This is a genomic window from Rathayibacter sp. SW19 (assembly GCF_030866825.1).
In the GTDB taxonomy this organism is placed as follows: Bacteria; Actinomycetota; Actinomycetes; order Actinomycetales; family Microbacteriaceae; genus Rathayibacter_A; species Rathayibacter_A soli.
Genome location: NZ_CP133020.1, coordinates 4,598,918 through 4,615,901 on the forward strand (window position 1 = coordinate 4,598,918; position 16,984 = coordinate 4,615,901).

A 16,984-nucleotide genomic window follows, 5' to 3' on the forward strand; every position below is an offset into this window, starting at 1 on the left:
GCGCACTGAGAAGCACTTCTGCAGACAACACGGTCCGCGGGTGACGGTTGATTCAGCCGGTCTATGCAGCCGCCGACAAACGCTCGCGAGTCGCTTGGAGGTCGATCGGCATGGCGGCGAGCAACGCAGCCGCCGGATCGGGCTCGCGCCGGTCGAGCAGCGCGAGCATCATGTGTCGAGTCGTAATCGTTCGCGACTTCTCCGCCGTCGCGGTGATGATGGTCTGATGCAGCACAGCCTTGACCCCAGGGGTCAGCGGAACCCGCGTGCCCAGAGCAGCGTGCGTCGCGGGTGCGGCGTCGGTTTCCAGCCCGATTGCGGCGAGCGCCGAGCGATCGAGCCTGTCGGCCGTTTTGTGTGCGATTTCGGCATCGACTCCAACAATTCGAGCCAGCTCGTCGTCACGGAGGAGGGCAATCAGTAAGTGCTCGGTGCCGATCCTTCGATCACCCCGGCGTCCTGCTTCGTATCGGGCATCGTCGATCGCGATCCGCGCCGGTCGAGCGAATCTCTCAAACATCGTTCCCCTGCGTCTCATTCTTCTGTCGGCCGCCGTCGTGCTTGCCGTACTTCGCGTGCACCGACTGGCGTGTGACACCGAGTGCGTCGCCGATCTGCTCCCACGACCATCCCGCCCGCCTGGCCTCGGCAACATGCGTCGCCTCAACGCGCTCAGCGAGCCGATGGAGCGCGCCGACGGCACGCAGACCGATCAGTGGATCGGTGGTGCGCAACTGCTTCGCGAACTCCGCGGGTTCCATATCTGTCAGTCTAAATTGACACTGTTGATTTGTCAAGCCAGACTGACATAGGGATCAATTACCCGCAACCTGACGACTCCCGCGCGGATGCCGACGTCGCAATCGCGGGCGCCGACGCCGTCGGCGCAGAGGCCACCACTTCCCTGGGCGCATCCTTCCTGGTGGGCTGCGACGGCGCGCACAGCGTCGTTCGCAAGTGCGCAGGAATCGCCTTCCCCGGATTCACCAGCGACGGAGTCGCACACATCGCACGCGAAACCATCCCGGCCGCCCGAATCGCTCGGCGCGGCAATAGCTTCGACATTGCGGGCGTACGACGCATTCATCGACGAACTGCGCACGGGACTGCACCGGGTACTTGGCACCGAGTTGCCCTTCACCGACGCCACCGCGATCCGCAGCACGGTGGGCAACAGCCGGCAAGCGGATGCCTATCGGCGCGGCCGCGTGTTCCTCGCCGATGACGCTGCTCACGTCTTCGATACGGGCGGCCCATCGCTGAACATCGGGCTGAAGGATGCGCTCGACCTCGCTTCCCGCCTGCTCGGGCCGTGCGCGGTGAGACCCCGTTGGACGCGCTGCAGGACTACCACGCAACCCGTAACCGCGCGGGTCAGCGCGCCCTGCAACACACACGAGCGCAGGCCGCAATCAGTCGTACCGACGAGGGCACCTTCGCCATGCGCGACATTCTCAAGCATCTCGTCCGTAGCCGGAAGGTCTCGCGCCGCCTCGGGCGGTTGCTCGAAGAGAACTGAACGACCCCGATCGGGAGACGCGAATGGCCGGCAGAGTCCGCGCAAACGGCGGCACACATTTCCTTCCGGCTGCCGGCTAGCGACTGCCCGACGACCGCCCGGCGAGCGATCGCACCACCGGCGCCCCCGCCACCGGCGCCATCAACACGGGCATGATGACGTCGTCGACGAGTTCCACCACGTCGAAGTCGTCGAGATCGCGGAACAGAAAGCGGTTCCGCAGGATCGACGGACCCACCTCCAGCCGCACACGCGTGACGTTCGCCGCATCGAGCTCTCCACGCGCGACCGCACGCATCACGATCGTTCGCATCCGCTCAACGGCACCGTCGCGGGAGTACTCGCGCACCCGCCTCCGTTGATCCGCGTCGATCAGAGCCTCGCCGTGCAGGGCACGCAGTGCCGCACCAAGCGGCCCCGACAGCGGCACCAAAGCCGTCGTCAGCATCTGAATCAGGTCACCGCGCAGCGTGCCCGTGTCAGCAACAAGTTGCTCCGCAGGCAACGCGTCATAGACCGCATCCATGACGAGCTCAGTCCGGGTCGGCCAACGCCGATACAAGGATGCCTTACCCGTGCGAGCTCGCTTCGCAACCGCTTCCATGGTGAGCGCGGCATAGCCGTGACGCTTCAACTCGGTCAGCGTCGCCGCGTAGATCGCCGCGGTGAGAACGGCACCCCGCCTCCGGGCGCCGCTGCGGTGGTCGCCTGCGGTTGCCTCATCCACAGCAGTCGCGCCAGTCGTCGCATCCAGCGGAATTTGCGCCACCTCCATCACGCCGCCGTCACCACCCCAGCGCCGCCGTCCACGGTGACGCGCTGCCCCGTGCGCAGCGTTCGCGTCCCCTCCCCCGTACCCATAATCGCGGGGATGCCGATCTCGCGCGCCACGATCGCCGCATGCGAACCGATGCCGCCCGTATCCACCACGACAGCCGCAGCGCTCTGGAACAGTGGGGTCCACGCCGGGTTCGTGTATGGGCAGACCAGAATCTCACCCGGGCGCAGCGAGCCGAATTCGTCCGGCCCGCTAATGACGCGCACCGTTCCGGTCGCTCGCCCTGCGCAGGCCGGCGTTCCGCTGACCAACGCATTCTCGTCACGGCGTGGGCGCCCGAAGATCGCCGCGTAGTCGACCATGCGAACGGATGCGAGTTGCTCGCGTTTCAGCATCCGCGCCGTCGCGACCGCGCACAACTCCGCAGCCTGCGTCGGCGTGAGGGTCGCGACCTCCCCGACCGTCTCGATCTCGCCGAGTCGCAGGTGGAAGACATCCGCCGGCTCTGACAACACCCCTGCACCGCGCAGACGCACACCGATCTCGAGCAGAGCGCGCCGCAGCGGCGGCAGCGTGCGCATGAATGCGTCGTGGGAGTCCTCCCGGAATCCGATGCCGGCCCGAGCCGCCCGGATGCGCCACTGCATCCGTTCGCGCGCCTTCGGTGACTGCAGCCGGCGATGCGCGAACAGCGCTTCCTCGGCATCCGCCGCCCGCGTCGCTGCCGCGCGTTCGCTGTCGTCGGAGGCGAGCAGCGCAATCAGCCCGAGCACGGTTTCGGGAGCCTCGCTCCAGGTCGGTGAGGAGGCGAGCACCGGGCTGATCGTCTCACGGTGCCCGTACTGCTGGAGGTACTCGGCGAAGGCGCTCGTGAAACCCGCAAACGCCGGATCGCTGGTGACGCGCTCAAGAGCGGCACGCGCATCCCGCTCGGTGAGGAGGCTGCGGAGCGTCGCATCCGCCCGAACGGTCTCGGCAAGTTCGCTGAGGCGTTCGTTTCCGCGTGCGGTAATCGTCGGGGCGCCGATGATGAGATCAGCCATCAGCCGCGTGCGCCGTACGCGGGTGAGCGCGAGACGCAGGCGAATGATCGCCACCCCCATGCCCGGCAGATACTGCGTGCGCAGCGTCGTGATCGGGTCGACCAGGTCGAGGGCGGCGTGAACGGATGCGACGAGCTCCGGCCAGCTCGCTGCGGCCGGATCGCTGCGGGTGAGCTCCTGCAGCCGCCGTTCGAAGTCGGCGTAGCGCGGGTCGGTGGTCCAGCGCGCCGGATCGTAGCGCCGCGCGCGGCTCAGCACGCTGAACGGCGCCTTGACCACATGCCCGGTCGGTGACGGCATCGGCGGCACGAACTGCACGACGACGCCGTCCTCTTCGGGAAGAATTCGATCGAAATTCGAACGGATGCCGACACTCGCCATCACGCGACCCATCATTCCGAGCGGGCCGTACGGAATCCAGGTGTCCATGTCGAGAGGGTACGGGCGCACGCTGAAGTAGTCGCTGAAGACGCTGCCGATGAGCCGTTGCACACGATTCAGTTTCTGCGGGATCGGCAGCGCCGTCATCGGTCGGGCCTGCAGCAGCGCGAGCTGGTTGCCCGCGATCGCCCATTCGATGTCCTGTGGGCCGTCGAAAAGCTTCGATATCGCCGTGCCGAGAGACGCCAGTTCTGCTAGTGCGGCGTGGGACAGCAACGGCTTGCTCGCCGGGTTGTCCGTCGAGCTGCCGACCGGGGCACCGGCGACTGGGGCACCGGCGGCGGGGGCACCGGCGGCGGCGGCGGCCGGGTTGCTGGCCTGGGCTGCGGCAGGGGCGCCCTCGGCCTGCATGACGACTTCGGTGCGTGTGATGCCTCCGTGCCCGTCGCTGCTGATGATGACTTCGCGTTTGCCTGGTGAGAATTCGAGAGTGCGGCCAGTGCGGTCGATCACGTAGTGGTCCGGTGTGACGAGGCCGGAGACGACCACTTCGCCGAGCCCGGCGCTGGCGTCGATCACGAGGTGGTCGCGGGCGCCGGTCACCGGATCGGCGGTGAAGAGCACGCCGGCGACATCCGCCGGAATCAGGGACTGCACGACGACGGCGATCGCCACCTCGGCCGGGTCGATTGACAGCCGCCGGCGGTAGGCGATTGCCCGTTCGTTCCAGAGCGACGCCCAACACGCGCGCACTGCATCGAGCACCGCCTCAGCACCGACCACGCCGAGGTAGGTGTCTTGCTGACCGGCGAATGCTGCGCCTGGGAGGTCTTCAGCGGTCGCACTGGAACGCACGGCGACTGTGCCGCCAAGCCGGGTGTAGGCATCCGTAATCGCTGTGGCGATGTGCTTAGGCAGTTCGAGCGCCGTGATCGCAGCGCGCAGTGCGGCGCCGTCGCTCGTCGCAAGCGCGGGATCCTGTGTGCTCAAGCCGGCAGCAGTCAGCGCGGAGCAGTACGCGTCTGTCGTGACAATGAAGCCGGGCGGAACGGGGAAGCCGGCACGAATCAGCTCACCCAGATTGGCGCCTTTGCCGCCGGCCAGTGCGATGTCGTTGCGGCCGACCGAGCCTAGGTCGACGACGGTGTGCGTCGACGCGGGCGCTGGTCTCGGCTCTGTCGGCACGATTCGGCTCTCCTTGAATAGAGAACTGCACGTTCTCTATTGCAATGATCGCATACTGCTGGGTCGAGTGCGCAGATGTGCCGAGTTGTGACGGTAGACCAAAGTCCGGGGATTTTCGCTCGAGTTCGACTGCGGCCAGATTCCTGCCGCTCACTACGATCGGCAAATCACGCTCGTAATGGTGGACCAGTACCGCTCAATATGGTGGACTGGGCGTGCTCAAAATGGCTGGATGACTACATCGAGCATCGAACGAATCATCACGCACGACTTCACCGAACAGGGACACCGCATCCGTCGGCCTGAGCTGCTTCGAGGTTGATTGCCAGGTTACGCCTCGACCATGATGGGGGTGCGAGATTGACTTCATCATCCGCCGGGGACACGCAGAAGCAGTGGGTGTGGAGGTGAAACTCAAATCCGCGATCACCGACCATGACGTTCGACACCTGCACTGGCTGAAGGCCACGCTACCCAACCAAATAGTCGACCTCGTCGTCATCAACACAGGCGCACACGCCTATCGTCGACAGGATGGCGTTGCGGTCGTCCAGCTCGCGCTGCAAACCGCCTGAGGAACTCAACGCCGGCGCGGCGAATGCGCGAACGATTCGGGTTACGGATACAGCCCGAACTGTATGAGGCACGCGATCAGGCCTTTCGTGAGCGGCAGCGTACGCAGCTCGTCAGCCATGAACCAGCCCGCGTCCGCCGCATCGTCGGCCGCGATCGGGTGGGCGCCGGCGTGACCGCCCGCCGAGTTTGCAGCGTCGGCCAGCTCGGCCGAAAAGTCGTGGATCTCGAAGACGCGGCCGTCCGCGGTCGGTGATTCGAAGCATCCGACTTCGCGGGTCACCCGCACGACCAGCCCGGTCTCCTCGAGCACTTCGCGTTCAGCAGCTTGGGCAAGGGTCTCGGCCGGCTCGAGTTTTCCGCCCGGGATGCTCCATCGGCCGGCTTGCGGTTCGTCGCTGCGCAACACCAGCAGAAACCGTCCGTCGCTGTCCTTGACGACCGCCCCTGCTGCAAGCACCCGATCCATGGCTCGAGTGTACGGTCAGCCGCGTGTGCGACCCGGAAAGTGGTGCACAAGCTGCGCCAGCCGGATGTTGCTGGCGATATGCGACGTCATCTGCGCCGGGGCGGCGCCGCACTCTCCCTGATCACAAGAGTAGGCAGTTCCGACGAGAACTTCCGAACCTTTTCGCCCGCGAGCAACCCCGCGAGGAGTCCATAGGCGCGGGATCCGAGACCGACGAAATCCTGCTTGACGGTGGTCAGGGCCGGCGTCCACATCGCTGAAAGCGGGTGGTCGTCGAAGCCGACCACGCTCACATCCCCGGGGATTGACTTGCCACCCTCGCGAAGTCCTCGCATGACTCCGATCGCGATCTCGTCATTCCCGCAGAACACGGCCGTGACATCGTCGCATTCTGCGATCTGCTTGCCGATTTCACGGCCGGTCTGAGGGTCCCACGTTGCATCGAAGATAGCCGGAACCAGCGCTCCACGCTTGAGCAGCGCGCGTCGCCACCCTGTCGTGCGACCGTCTTCCTTCCGAGAGGGTGGAACACGAACGTGATGTACTGTATCGTGACCGAGCCCAAGCAGGTAGTCCACAACTTCTTCGGCGGCTGTCGCCTCGTCGAGCACGGCCTGCGGTACGCCGGTTTCACGAACGCCGGAGATCGAAACGGTCGGGATGTCTTTCGGCAGGCGATGCAGTAGGGCGACCCCTGGCGGGTCGAACTTCAGAACGATGATTCCCGCGATCGACTGCCCAAGAACGAGTGCAACCGCACGATCGACCGCCACATCATCCGCCGATTCCACCACGGAGATCGTGACCGAGAAGCCGTGCGCTCTCGCTGTCTCTTCGATGCCTCGAATCGTTTCCGCGTATCCGTATCGAGACGTGTCGCCGGCAACAATCGCAATCAGACGCGGCTGGCCCGCGACCAGAACGCGGGCGGCGGCCGATGGCCGGTAATTCAGGTACTCGATGGCTCGAAGGACTCGACGGCGCTTGTCGTCGGACACGTTTGCCGCGCCTGTCAGAACACGTGACACAGTCGGTACAGAAACGCCGGCCTCACGCGCCACATCCCCGATTACGGGAGGCTTCGGCGCTGTTTTGGACATTGCCCTCAGCATAGCGACGATGTGTCTGGCGTCACTTCACCGCTCCGCTGGTGATACCCGAGATGATTTTGCGCTGCATCACCGTGAAGGTGATCAGCAGCGGAAGGCTCATCAGAATGATGTACGCGAAGATGAGATGCCAGTTCTGCAAGTACAGACCAGAGCTCGCCACCTGGTAGAGGTTCAGCGGTAGCGTATCCAGCCGCCCGCCTACGACGAACAGAGCATAGAATACGTCGTTCCAGATATAGAGGCAGATCAGGATCGTCGCCGTCGCCAGCGTCGGCCCGAGCAGCGGCAGGATCACGCGGAAGAAGGTTTTCACGGGTCCGGCGCCGTCGACGCGCGCTGCCTCTTCAAGTTCGACAGGGATCGTGCGAACAAATCCGGTTACGAAAAAGATGACAGTCGAGAGATACATGCCCATGTACACGCCGATCATGCCGAGCGCTGTTCCGGCGAGCCCGATCTGACGAAGGAGGAGCACGATGGTGACGACGGCCGGTGGAAGCACGATGCCGCTGATCGCCAACGCGTAGACGAATGCGATCGGTTTGCTGCGACGGCGGGCGAGGATCCAGGATGCCATAGCACCCAGGATGAGGACGCCTGCGACTGACGGCACCATGATGAGCAGGCTCCCGAAGAATGCCGGGAGCATCCGGCCCTGATCGATAACGGTGGCAAAGTTCTGGAGCAGTTGCCAATGAGTGGGCAGCGCCAGGCTCGGATTGAGGGCCTCGGCCTGATTCTTTCCGGCGGTCACGATTACCAGCCAAAACGGCACTCCGAGGAGGATGACGACCAGGGCGATGGCCGCGACCGGTTGGATAAAACGTGCGGGTCTGAAGCGGGTTCGCCCCTGAACAGCGGTGCTCACAGCACATCCTCTCTCTTGCGAAGAACGCGAATGACGGGAAACGCGAGAATCGTCACCATCAAGAAGAGCGCAAGGCTCATCGTCGTCGCCTGGGCAAACAGGCCCTGGCCGAATGTGCGGAAGATGAAGATGTTGAGGAGTTCCGTCGTGCCACCCGGGCCACCCGCCGTCGTTGCCTGCACGATGTCGAATCCGTTCATCGAACCGAGCAGTGCTGTGGCAACGTTGAATGTTACGGCGGGGGCCAGCAGAGGAAAGCGGATCGCTCGGAAGCTGTTCCACCAGCTCGATCCGTCGATGCGAGCGGCTTCGAGGATGTCTTCATTGATTGTCTTGAGCCCGGCGAGGTAGATCAGCATCGACAGTCCCATCCATTTCCACGCATGGATGATGGCGACAACGAGGATCGTCCACGTCGTGCTTCCGAGCCACGCGATTGCCACATGCTGCCCCGTCACGAAACTCAGGATCTGATTGAGGCCACCGGCCGGCTTGAGCAGGGCCTGAAAAATGTAACCGACTGCGAGCGCAGACATGACAACGGGCACGAAAAATGCCACGCGGGCGAATCGATTGACTCGCGTGTCCCGTTCTAGGACGAGAGCGAGAATGAGCCCGAACACGTTCTGAAAGATCGCGACGAGCACGGCATAGATGAGCGTGATCCGAAGGTCGGCCAGCAGACTGCCATTGGTGAACAAGGAGACGAAATTGTCGAAGCCGACGAAATCGATGGCGCTGTGGAAGCTCGACCAGTTCGTGAACGCATAGACGAAATTGAACACCGTCGGAATGAAGAAGAATACGACGAGGATCGCCAATGCGGGGATCAGGAACCACGCTGGGTGGTCTTGCCGGCGGCGCCGGTAGGTCGTCCGTTGCGCGCGCAAGGCAGCGGCGGTCTCGCCTGGCGGCCGGGTGAGCTGTGCAGTCATCGGAATTGCCTTTCTCGCGTCTGGCGGGCGCCAGCTCTGCGCTGACACCCGCCACACGCTGCCTGGCTTAGAAGCCCTTGACGCCCTGAGCCTTGGCCAATTGCGCGAACTGTGCCTGGGTTGTCTGAGCGACCTGAACCGGAGTCTTCGTGCCCTGGATCATATCGGCCAAGTTGAGGTACAGATCGGGGTTTGCGACCGCCAGCGCCTGCATTGATCCAACGGATCCGTCGATCGAGGCCGCCACGTCTTTCAGCGCCTGCGGCACGTTGTTCGGTGTGGCCACTCCCTTGATCAGCGACACTGTCGACTGAGCCGTCACGAAGCTCTTGTAGCCGTCACCGAGCCAGTAGGACAGGAACTGTCGGGCCGCCGCTTCCTTCTTCCCGTCTCCGGTCTTGAAGGCTACGAGCGCGTTCGACTGATCTGGAATGAAGGTGCCCACGTTGCCCTTCGGTGAGATCGGGAAGAAACCGATCTTCTTGTCGAGCTCGGCCGTGCTGGCACTGGCCTGCAGTTCGCCGAAGAACGAGTTCACCTGCATCACCATCGCAGCTTTACCACCCAGCAGCGCAGCGCCCTGGTCGACGAAGGTGGCCGTCTTGATATCCGCGTTGAATAGTCCGTCGCTGATCAGCTTCTGATAGTTGTTGATCGCATCCTGAATGGTCGGGTCGGTGAACTTCTCTTGGTTGGCGTTGACCTTGTCCCACAAACCGGCTTTCGCAGCGTCGGCTAGTTGCGCCTGCACCCACCACTGGGTTGCCCACTTGTCGCCGCCCATCTCGTAGAACGGGTCGACCCCCTTGGCCTTCAACTGCTGCGCGAGCGCGATGAACTCGTCCCAGTTCTTCGGAGTCGTTGTGATCCCGTTGGCCGCGAAGACGTCCTTGTTGTAGTACACGCCGATCACGGCGGGCGTTGTGACCAGTGCCGCGTACCGGGTGTTGTCCAGGCTGCCGGTGATATCAGCGAGGTTGCCCGTGTAGTTCTTCACCCACGGTGCGCCGTTGAGCGACTGCAGATTCGTCTTCGCGTTCAGCGCCGTGAGTTCGGATGCCGTGGGCTGCCAGAATGCCAGGTCCGGCTTGTCGCCGGTGGCGACCTTCGTCTGGATGCCCTGCTCATACGGGTCGGGAATCGTTACGACGTTGACAGTCGCGCCGGTCAGCTTCTCAAAGCCGGCGATGACGCTATCAGCCGTCTTATTCGAATTCTGTGCGGCCCATATCGTGAGCGACACGCCGTTGAGTTTTGTGTTCTGGGCCGGCCAGGCCGTGGACGTGCTGCTGTTTCCACCGGATCCGGGGTCGCTGCATCCTGACAGAATCAGGGCAGCTGCGGTCGCTATTACAGCGGCGCGTTTCCAGGCGATCTTCATTGAACTGCGCTCCTTGTATGACGTAGCATCGCTGACGCTACTGTGTTTGCGTTGCAGGGTGTGTTGCGGCCGTCGACGTGACGGCATCGATCCTGAGTACTCGAGCGCCGACTCCCCCGGTGAGGTTGTCGAGGCGGAGTGCTCCGGTTTCCACATCCCAGTGGCTTGCCCACTCGGGTAGGGATTGCGGAAAGACTGTGTGCAGGCAGATGTCGCTGCCGGCGAGCTCAGGAAAATCGAGGACGACTGACGGATGCTCCTGCGAACGATTCCAAACGGTGATCAACCGGCTCTTCGATGTCGTCAGCCCGAGTGCAATCACCTCGGCATCCCACACGGGAAGTCCAAGTGGCCAAAAGGGATGCGAGGACGCAATTTCGGCCTTGAGGTCTTTTGCAGCGACAATCGCCGCACGAACGAGCTGAAGCTGATCGTCTGACATGCGGTTGAGATATCCAGAGAGGTAGAACCGCCCCAGAAGCCCGGTCGCCAGGCAGAAGGCAACCTCCTCGAGCGACATCTCCGGCTGCGGGTATGCCCAGCTTGCAGCCTGTTCGGGCAGCATCGACATCGGTGCCGCGGCGGCGATCGGCGGATACTTGAGGAAGTCCTGCTGGTCAGAGGTCGACTGCATCTGAAAGCGCGAGAGCATCGCGAAGTCCGCGCGCATCCCGCCGGAGGCGCAATTCTCCAACACCACTGTTGGATGCCGATCGAGAATTCCGTCTATCCATGCCAGGTGGGCCCGGTTGTGCTCGAGAAGCCCTTCACCGACGCTCGCGGTGTCGTAGTCGGTGCCCGGGCCTGGGTTGATGTTGTAGTCGAGTTTGAAGAAGCCGATTCCGAACTCGGCGATCAACCGGTCGACAGCCGCGTCCAGGTGTGCGCGGGCCGCCGGATGCCGCAGGTCGAGGTGGTACCGATGGTGCTCAACGAGGCGCATGCCTTCCCGCTGCAGGAAGGCGCCGTCCGGCAACCGAGAAGCCATCGGGCTGTTGACACCGATGACCTCCGGCTCCAGCCACAGGCCTGGCACCATCCCGGCCTCCGCGATGTGATCGGTGACTTCGCTGAGTCCGTTGGGGAATCGCACGCTCGACGGCATCCACTCGCCGACGCTGTCCCACCACTCACCCGTGTTGTCGTACCAACCGGCGTCAATGCAGAAGATCTCGGCCCCGACCGCCGCCGCAGCGTCGACGAGTGGTAACAGCTTCTCAGTCGTGGGGTCACCGTTGAGCGTGTTCATGTAGTCGTTGAAGATGATCGGCATGGCTTGGTTGTCCGGATGCGCTCGGCGCTCGGTGCGACGGTGTTGCGTCAGTGCAGCAATGGCTGTCGTGACGTCGCATGCAAGCGCCACGGTGACAGGAACGGTCTCAAATATTGCACCGGGCGCCAACGTTTTGGTCCATTGGTGGTCGGTGTCCGTCGGCCCTGAGAGGGCGAAGTACCCACTGGCGGTGTCCTCGCCGATTTCCCAGCGCCATGGGCCGTTGTGCTCGATTTGCCACGCCCACGCGGCACCGAGGCGCTCCGACGCAACTGCCGCAACGGGCAAATGCTTGCCCGTCGACCATGTCCCAGTCGACACGACTGAGAACTCACCACGTGGATTGTGATTCGTGAGGTGTTGCTCGAGACGAGGAAAGCGGATGCCATTGAGCGGCTCGGTGATCCAACGCCCTTCGCCCAGCCAATCGCTGAGCGCGTGATGCACGTTCCAGGTGCGGATGTCACTGCCGTGATCGCCTTCAAGGTCGCCGCCGAGATAACTGGAGAACGATGGGACCGAGCGAAGGACGACGGCTTCCGCTCCGCCATTCGCCACCGAAACATGCGACTGAATAGCGCTGCCGGTCGCCCCCATGCTGAGACAGATCGTGGACTCGAGCCCGGTGGCGTCGTGCCGCACGGTGATCTCCAGCCGGTGCCGGACGCCGTCGAGCCATACGCGATGCCGAAGATACCGCGACTCCTGCCCGACCACGGTGTGCACGAGTCGGTCGTTTGCCAGAGCGTGCCCCTGGGAGACGGTCAGCACGTCGATGAGTGGCAGCCCATGCGGCACGTCCAGTGCCGTCGAGGGTGCATGCATGGCCGCGATCCGAGGAGCAACTGTCTCCGACCACTCGAACTCGATAGTCGCAGTGCCGTTACCCCAACGTAGGCGATCGGTCATCGGTTCCCTCTTCTTCGCGGACGTGTCCTGTCGGACGTGTTGAATTTATGATAACGCTTTCATACAAATGCGCAAGCTGATCATGAAATCGTTATCAACAGATTCGACTTAAGCAGATCTAGCGGTCGGCAATAAGAGTCATTTTCCGTTTACTTCAGCGAATTGGCGGGGATGCGAGCGCAGACAGGCAGCGAATGAGCAGTGGGCTCCTAAGGATGCGTTTAGTGCAACTACAATTCGCGAAACCGCTATCATGAACGGACTCGATGTGAGAAGTAGTTGGGTGAGAAGCACCTGATCGTCACCTGCCTAGAGTTGGGGGGTGAACCGCACCGACCGTCTGTATGCGCTCGTCGAGGAGTTGCGGGCCGTCGCGCCGCGACCGCGCTCGGCCCACTGGTTGGCCTATCACTTCGAAGTCAGCTCGAGAACCATCGAACGTGACATCAGCGCACTGCAACAGGCCGGCGTGCCGATCTGGGCGGAGCCCGGACGCTCTGGCGGGTACTGCGTGGATGCGCGTCGAACACTGCAACCCGTGAACCTCACTGCGGACGAGGCCGTCGCCCTGTCGATCGGCCTCCGCCTGCTCGAAAACACGCCATTTCGGGATGCCGCACGCACGGCATTGCGCAAGCTCGTCGCAGCCATGCAACGGGACGACGCGGCGGCCGCGAGCAGTCTCGCCGAACGCGTACACCTGCTGGGCGACGGCTCATCGCCGCCCGTCGTGCCGCACGCGATCGCGAGTGCCCTGTCAGCCGGTCGCGTGCTACGCCTCACATACACCGATAAAGCCGGAGTGGAGACCGGGCGCGATGTCGAGCCGCTGGGCTACGTCGGATCCCAAGACCACTGGTACCTCATCGGATGGTGCCGCTTCCGCGACGGAATCCGCGCTTTTCGCGTCGATCGGATCGCATCCGTTTCGGTCACCAGCGAGACGCCCGAGCCGCGCCGCTTGACCCAAGAGGAGTTGAACATCCCCTACGGCATGCTCACCCAACTCGACCTCGGATAGCTGCGCTGGTGGCGTCAGCCGCACGAGCGGCTTTCGCCTTGTTCACCGCGCGCGCTGCGCGAACTTCTTGACGGCATCCGCGGTCACCGGGGCGAAGAAGTTGAGCAGGTTTCCATCGGGATCGCGGATGACCGCAGAACGATTGCCCCACGGCATCATCGTCGGAGGCGTCACCACATCGCTCACCCACTGCTCGAGTCGCTCGAAGTCGCGGTCAACCTCCTCGACCAGGAATTCGATGATCGCCGTGTGGTTGTCGGCGCCGTGGGCAGCACCCGGCGCGAACACGCCCACCGTGCGGGTGCTGCCTATCGCAACCGTGCCTGAGGCCGTTGGCAGTTCGGCGAAGTCCTCCGTCGACCACACGGCTGCGATGCCGAGCGCACGCTCGTAGAACTCAACCAAGCGGCGGATGTTGTCGGTAATCAACCGAACGGACACAAGATTCATGGGGACTCGCTTTCGCTTCGTGTCGAGACCATCTCGACGTCAACCAGTTTTGGCGGTCGCGGCGACAACCCCCTGTCGGTGATTAGAGGTCGCAGACAATCAATCGCGAGGCGCGGGCAGCCGCGATGTGGTGGGAAGCACGCACCGTTCGGCTCCGCAGCATGGCGAGTGTTACAGTCTGCACATGCAGTCGCGCGTCGATGGAACCACCATGCCGGTACTCAACGTCACATTGGATGCGGGCGATCGCATCATCGCCGAGGGCGAGAACGTCGCCTGGCTCTCACCCGGGCTCGACCTGAACACGTCGACCGCGCACGGCTCCGGTGGCCAGGGCGGTTTCATGAACAGCCTGAAGCGTGTTCTCGGCGGCGGCCAGCTGTTCCTCACCGAATACAGCGCGAGAACCGGCGGATACGTCGTTTTCGCCGCACGGCTACCCGGAACGATTCGTGAGCTGGCGGTCGACCCCGGGGACAACTACATGGTTTTGTCGGGCTCGTATGTCGCGAGTACGCCCGACGTCAGCGTCTCAGTCGGCTTGCAGAAGAAGCTCGGCGCCGGCATCTTCGGTGGAGCCGGCGTCGTGTTCCAAAAGCTCAGCGGCAACGGAACCAGCTGGGTGCAGTTCGCCGGTGAGCTGACGGAATACGATCTTGCTGCCGGCGAATCGATTCTCGTACACCCCGGTCACCTTGCGCTATATCGGGCGGAGATGCAATTGGAGTTCGCAACGATCAAGGGCGTGAAGAACAAACTCTTCGGCGACTCGATGTTCTTGGCCCAGGTGCACGGGCCAGGACATGTCTGGCTGCAGTCGATGACGCCGGCGAAACTCGCGGCGGGGATCGAGCCGTATCTTCCGCAACAGCGTTCGTCGAGCGACGACTGAGTGGGCGTGAATCACGCCGCGTGATCGCAGGGTCTCACGCGTCCTCGCCGCGATACGCGGCAGCGAACGGGTCCGGTGAGGGGCGCTACGCACCGCCTAGAGCTCCCAGAGCGACGATACCGGCAGCCCAAAAAGCCGATCGCCGAACTGGTACCCCGTCGCACCGGTATTCAACACCACACCACCAGCGAATCGGTCGCCCAGGAGATCACGCAGTGTCTTGAGTGGCCTGAAGTGGTCAGAGCGGAATGTCGATCCTGATTTGACTTCGATACCCAGTACCTGACCATCGGCGAACTCCACAATGACGTCGACCTCGAGCCCATCTCTGTTGCGATAGTGGAAGAGTTCGAATTCCTCCTCAGACCATCCGCTCTGCTTGAGCAATTCGTCGGCCACGAAGCCCTCCATAAGCGCACCGAAATGCGTGGCTGTTCCATCGAGTGGGGTCAGTTGCGCCGTGGTGACACGCGAGAGGCGTGCCGCAAGGCCCGAGTCCGCGATTGACGCTTTCGGCCTGCTGGTCTCCCGTCCGGTGAGATTCGTCTTCCATGGTTTGAGCAGATCGGTGAGGAACAGCGTTTCGAGTGTGTCGAGGTACGCGGTTATGGATGTCGCCGGCAGCCCGGCGTCCTGGGCGAGGCGGGCTTTTACCAACTCACCGGCTTGGTTCGCGGCCATCAAGCGGAGCAAGCTCATCAGCCGACTCGGGTCGGTGTTGATCAGTTCCCGCGCGTCTCGGCGAATGAGACGTTCGAGGTAGCTGTCGAACCAGACATTCCGCATCCGCGGCTCGAGGTCGCGAACGTCTGGGTACCCGCCAACGACGATCATCCTGGCGTAATCAGCGCGCGAGACTTGGCTGGTCACGTCACGATACGGGATGCCCTCCCGGAAGCGACGAATGAAGTCTTCCTTTTTACCGGCAAATTCCCCCCGGGAGAGGGTGCGCAGCCAGACCGTGGCAGCGCGACCGGCAAGGCTGTCGGTGGCGCGACGGCTGCGCAGCAGATCGCTCGACCCGGTGAGCAGGAACCGGCCGTTGCGTCGGTCGCGGTCGATTGATGCCTTGATCGCCAACGTGAGTTCCGGATAACGCTGGATCTCGTCGATAACGAGGATTCCGGCCGAACGCTGATTCACGAATCCGATTGGGTCTTCGCGTGCAGCGGCGAGGGTTTGCTCGTCATCGAGCGTCAGGTTCCAGCCGTTGCGGCCGCTGGCAAGCTGCCCAGCCAGTGTGCTCTTGCCCACCTGTCTGGCACCTTGGATGACGACCGCGGGGAAAGCGTCGATGGTCTCCTCTGCGACCTCGAATATGTTCCTCCGGATCAGCACCATGTCGATGATTCTACCGATATTCGTAGATCCGCGAACTCAGTTCCGTGGTTCCGCGAAGAATACTTCGTAGTTCTGCGGACAAAAACTCGTAGTTCTGCGGACCTGAACTCGTAGTTCTGCGGCGGTCTTGCGCCTGCTTTCGCGCACGCGAGCCCCGCAATCGGCGCGCGGTTACCTGACGCTGCGGAGGAACTCCAGCGCCCGTTCCGTCAGAAGCGCTGCCGCGGCCGCGTCGTACGACGGCAGACTGCTGTCAGCGAACAGGTGCTTGTCGCCCGGATAGACGAACAGCTCGGCATCCGGCGATGATTCCACCAGGTCGCGAGCCGCATCGATGTCGCCCTCGCCGACGAAGTAGGGGTCGGCATCCATCCCGTGAATCTGCACGGGCACACCGGCCGGCCACGCCTCACCGAACACCGAAACCGGAACACACGAGTGGATCAACAGCGCACCGACAGCGCCCGGCCGGGTCTGTGCCAGCGACTGGGCCGGAACAACGCCGAGCGAGAACCCGGCATAAACGAGCGCATCGGGCAGCCCGGCGGCGACAGCGCGGCCGCGTTCCACGATCTCTTCGAACCCGATCGAATCGCCATAAGCGACGCCGGCATCGAGGTCGTCGAAAGTACGCCCGTCATACATATCGGGCGTATGCACGACGTTCCCTGCCTGCCGCAAAAGGTCGGCGAACGCGAGCACCCCCGGGGTCAGTCCTTGCGCGTGATGGAACAGCAACACCTCTGCCATGAGCTCGTCCTCCGTCTGGGATGCGAATGCGGTCGGGCCATACTATGCACGATCCGCCGACATTGGCGCGACGGAACTCACGCCGTCGCACCCACGCGCGGGCC

The 16,984-nt window shown here is 63.4% G+C and carries 17 protein-coding genes and 2 pseudogenes; 6 read left to right on the plus strand and 13 right to left on the minus strand.

The features are described 5' to 3' along the window. Nucleotides 1-61: 61 nt before the first annotated feature. Entirely contained in the window at nt 62-520 is a 459-nt protein-coding gene (locus QU604_RS21390) for a Clp protease N-terminal domain-containing protein (RefSeq protein WP_308466623.1), read from the minus strand. Beyond that, on the minus strand, nt 513-761 hold the full coding sequence (locus QU604_RS21395; RefSeq protein WP_308466624.1) for a helix-turn-helix domain-containing protein: 249 nt from the start codon (nt 759-761) through the stop codon (nt 513-515). The genes QU604_RS21390 and QU604_RS21395 overlap by 8 nt, the downstream gene beginning before the upstream one ends. A gap of 161 nt (nt 762-922) precedes the next feature. Here QU604_RS21395 and QU604_RS22305 point away from each other — a divergent pair. From QU604_RS22305 to QU604_RS21405, 3 genes and pseudogenes are all read left to right on the plus strand, one after another. Then, nucleotides 923-973: pseudogene (locus QU604_RS22305) on the plus strand (hypothetical protein); the annotation flags it as partial. Nucleotides 974-1,130: 157 nt separating this feature from the next. After that, nucleotides 1,131-1,244 (plus strand): annotated as a pseudogene (locus QU604_RS22310) (FAD-dependent monooxygenase); the annotation flags it as partial. A gap of 86 nt (nt 1,245-1,330) precedes the next feature. Continuing rightward, nucleotides 1,331-1,519 carry a hypothetical protein gene (locus QU604_RS21405; RefSeq protein ID WP_308466626.1) on the plus strand — a complete coding sequence of 63 codons (189 nt, stop codon included), beginning with the start codon at nt 1,331-1,333 and terminating at the stop codon, nt 1,517-1,519. Nucleotides 1,520-1,595: 76 nt separating this feature from the next. Here the strand turns inward: QU604_RS21405 and QU604_RS21410 are convergent, their stop codons facing one another. Together QU604_RS21410 and QU604_RS21415 are read right to left on the minus strand one after the other, a co-directional pair. After that, nucleotides 1,596-2,294 carry a TetR/AcrR family transcriptional regulator gene (locus tag QU604_RS21410; protein ID WP_308466627.1) on the minus strand — a complete coding sequence of 233 codons (699 nt, stop codon included), beginning with the start codon at nt 2,292-2,294 and terminating at the stop codon, nt 1,596-1,598. Next, nucleotides 2,294-4,906, minus strand: coding sequence for a PEP/pyruvate-binding domain-containing protein (locus tag QU604_RS21415; protein WP_308466628.1), 2,613 nt, complete (start codon nt 4,904-4,906; stop codon nt 2,294-2,296). Before QU604_RS21415 ends, QU604_RS21410 begins: the two co-directional genes overlap by 1 nt. A 401-nt stretch (nt 4,907-5,307) precedes the next feature. On the opposite strand from QU604_RS21415, the gene QU604_RS21420 reads away from it, so the two are divergent. Next, a complete protein-coding gene (locus QU604_RS21420; RefSeq protein ID WP_308466629.1) occupies nt 5,308-5,481 on the plus strand; it encodes a hypothetical protein in 174 nt (57 codons plus the stop codon). A 41-nt stretch (nt 5,482-5,522) separates the two neighbouring features. Here the strand turns inward: QU604_RS21420 and QU604_RS21425 are convergent, their stop codons facing one another. From QU604_RS21425 to QU604_RS21450, 6 genes are all read right to left on the minus strand, one after another. Then, nucleotides 5,523-5,948 (minus strand): NUDIX hydrolase, encoded by a 426-nt coding sequence (locus QU604_RS21425; RefSeq protein WP_308466630.1) that lies wholly within the window; start codon nt 5,946-5,948, stop codon nt 5,523-5,525. Between the two features lie 86 nt (nt 5,949-6,034). Beyond that, entirely contained in the window at nt 6,035-7,048 is a 1,014-nt protein-coding gene (locus QU604_RS21430; protein WP_308466631.1) for a LacI family DNA-binding transcriptional regulator, read from the minus strand. Nucleotides 7,049-7,079: 31 nt separating this feature from the next. Then, the gene (locus QU604_RS21435; protein WP_308466632.1) at nt 7,080-7,928 is read right to left on the minus strand and encodes a carbohydrate ABC transporter permease; all 849 of its coding nucleotides are present in this window, start codon (nt 7,926-7,928) and stop codon (nt 7,080-7,082) included. After that, entirely contained in the window at nt 7,925-8,863 is a 939-nt protein-coding gene (locus tag QU604_RS21440; RefSeq protein WP_308466633.1) for a carbohydrate ABC transporter permease, read from the minus strand. Before QU604_RS21440 ends, QU604_RS21435 begins: the two co-directional genes overlap by 4 nt. Nucleotides 8,864-8,930: 67 nt before the next feature. Then, nucleotides 8,931-10,244 carry an ABC transporter substrate-binding protein gene (locus QU604_RS21445; protein WP_308466634.1) on the minus strand — a complete coding sequence of 438 codons (1,314 nt, stop codon included), beginning with the start codon at nt 10,242-10,244 and terminating at the stop codon, nt 8,931-8,933. Between the two features lie 37 nt (nt 10,245-10,281). Further along, entirely contained in the window at nt 10,282-12,426 is a 2,145-nt protein-coding gene (locus QU604_RS21450; RefSeq protein WP_308466635.1) for a glycoside hydrolase family 36 protein, read from the minus strand. Between the two features lie 322 nt (nt 12,427-12,748). Here QU604_RS21450 and QU604_RS21455 point away from each other — a divergent pair, with 322 nt between their 5' ends. After that, the gene (locus tag QU604_RS21455) at nt 12,749-13,447 is read left to right on the plus strand and encodes a helix-turn-helix transcriptional regulator (protein WP_308466636.1); all 699 of its coding nucleotides are present in this window, start codon (nt 12,749-12,751) and stop codon (nt 13,445-13,447) included. Between the two features lie 42 nt (nt 13,448-13,489). Here the strand turns inward: QU604_RS21455 and QU604_RS21460 are convergent, their stop codons facing one another. Next, nucleotides 13,490-13,897 (minus strand): VOC family protein, encoded by a 408-nt coding sequence (locus tag QU604_RS21460; RefSeq protein ID WP_308466637.1) that lies wholly within the window; start codon nt 13,895-13,897, stop codon nt 13,490-13,492. 184 nt (nt 13,898-14,081) lie between these two features. Here QU604_RS21460 and QU604_RS21465 point away from each other — a divergent pair, with 184 nt between their 5' ends. Continuing rightward, a complete protein-coding gene (locus tag QU604_RS21465; RefSeq protein ID WP_308466638.1) occupies nt 14,082-14,789 on the plus strand; it encodes an AIM24 family protein in 708 nt (235 codons plus the stop codon). A gap of 96 nt (nt 14,790-14,885) precedes the next feature. Here QU604_RS21465 and QU604_RS21470 read toward each other — a convergent pair whose 3' ends face one another. Both QU604_RS21470 and QU604_RS21475 read right to left on the minus strand, forming a co-directional pair. Further along, nucleotides 14,886-16,130, minus strand: a complete 1,245-nt coding sequence (locus QU604_RS21470) for an ATP-binding protein (RefSeq protein ID WP_308466639.1) — start codon at nt 16,128-16,130, stop codon at nt 14,886-14,888. Between the two features lie 171 nt (nt 16,131-16,301). Next, nucleotides 16,302-16,880 carry a dienelactone hydrolase family protein gene (locus QU604_RS21475; RefSeq protein ID WP_308466640.1) on the minus strand — a complete coding sequence of 193 codons (579 nt, stop codon included), beginning with the start codon at nt 16,878-16,880 and terminating at the stop codon, nt 16,302-16,304. Nucleotides 16,881-16,984 lie beyond the last annotated feature (104 nt).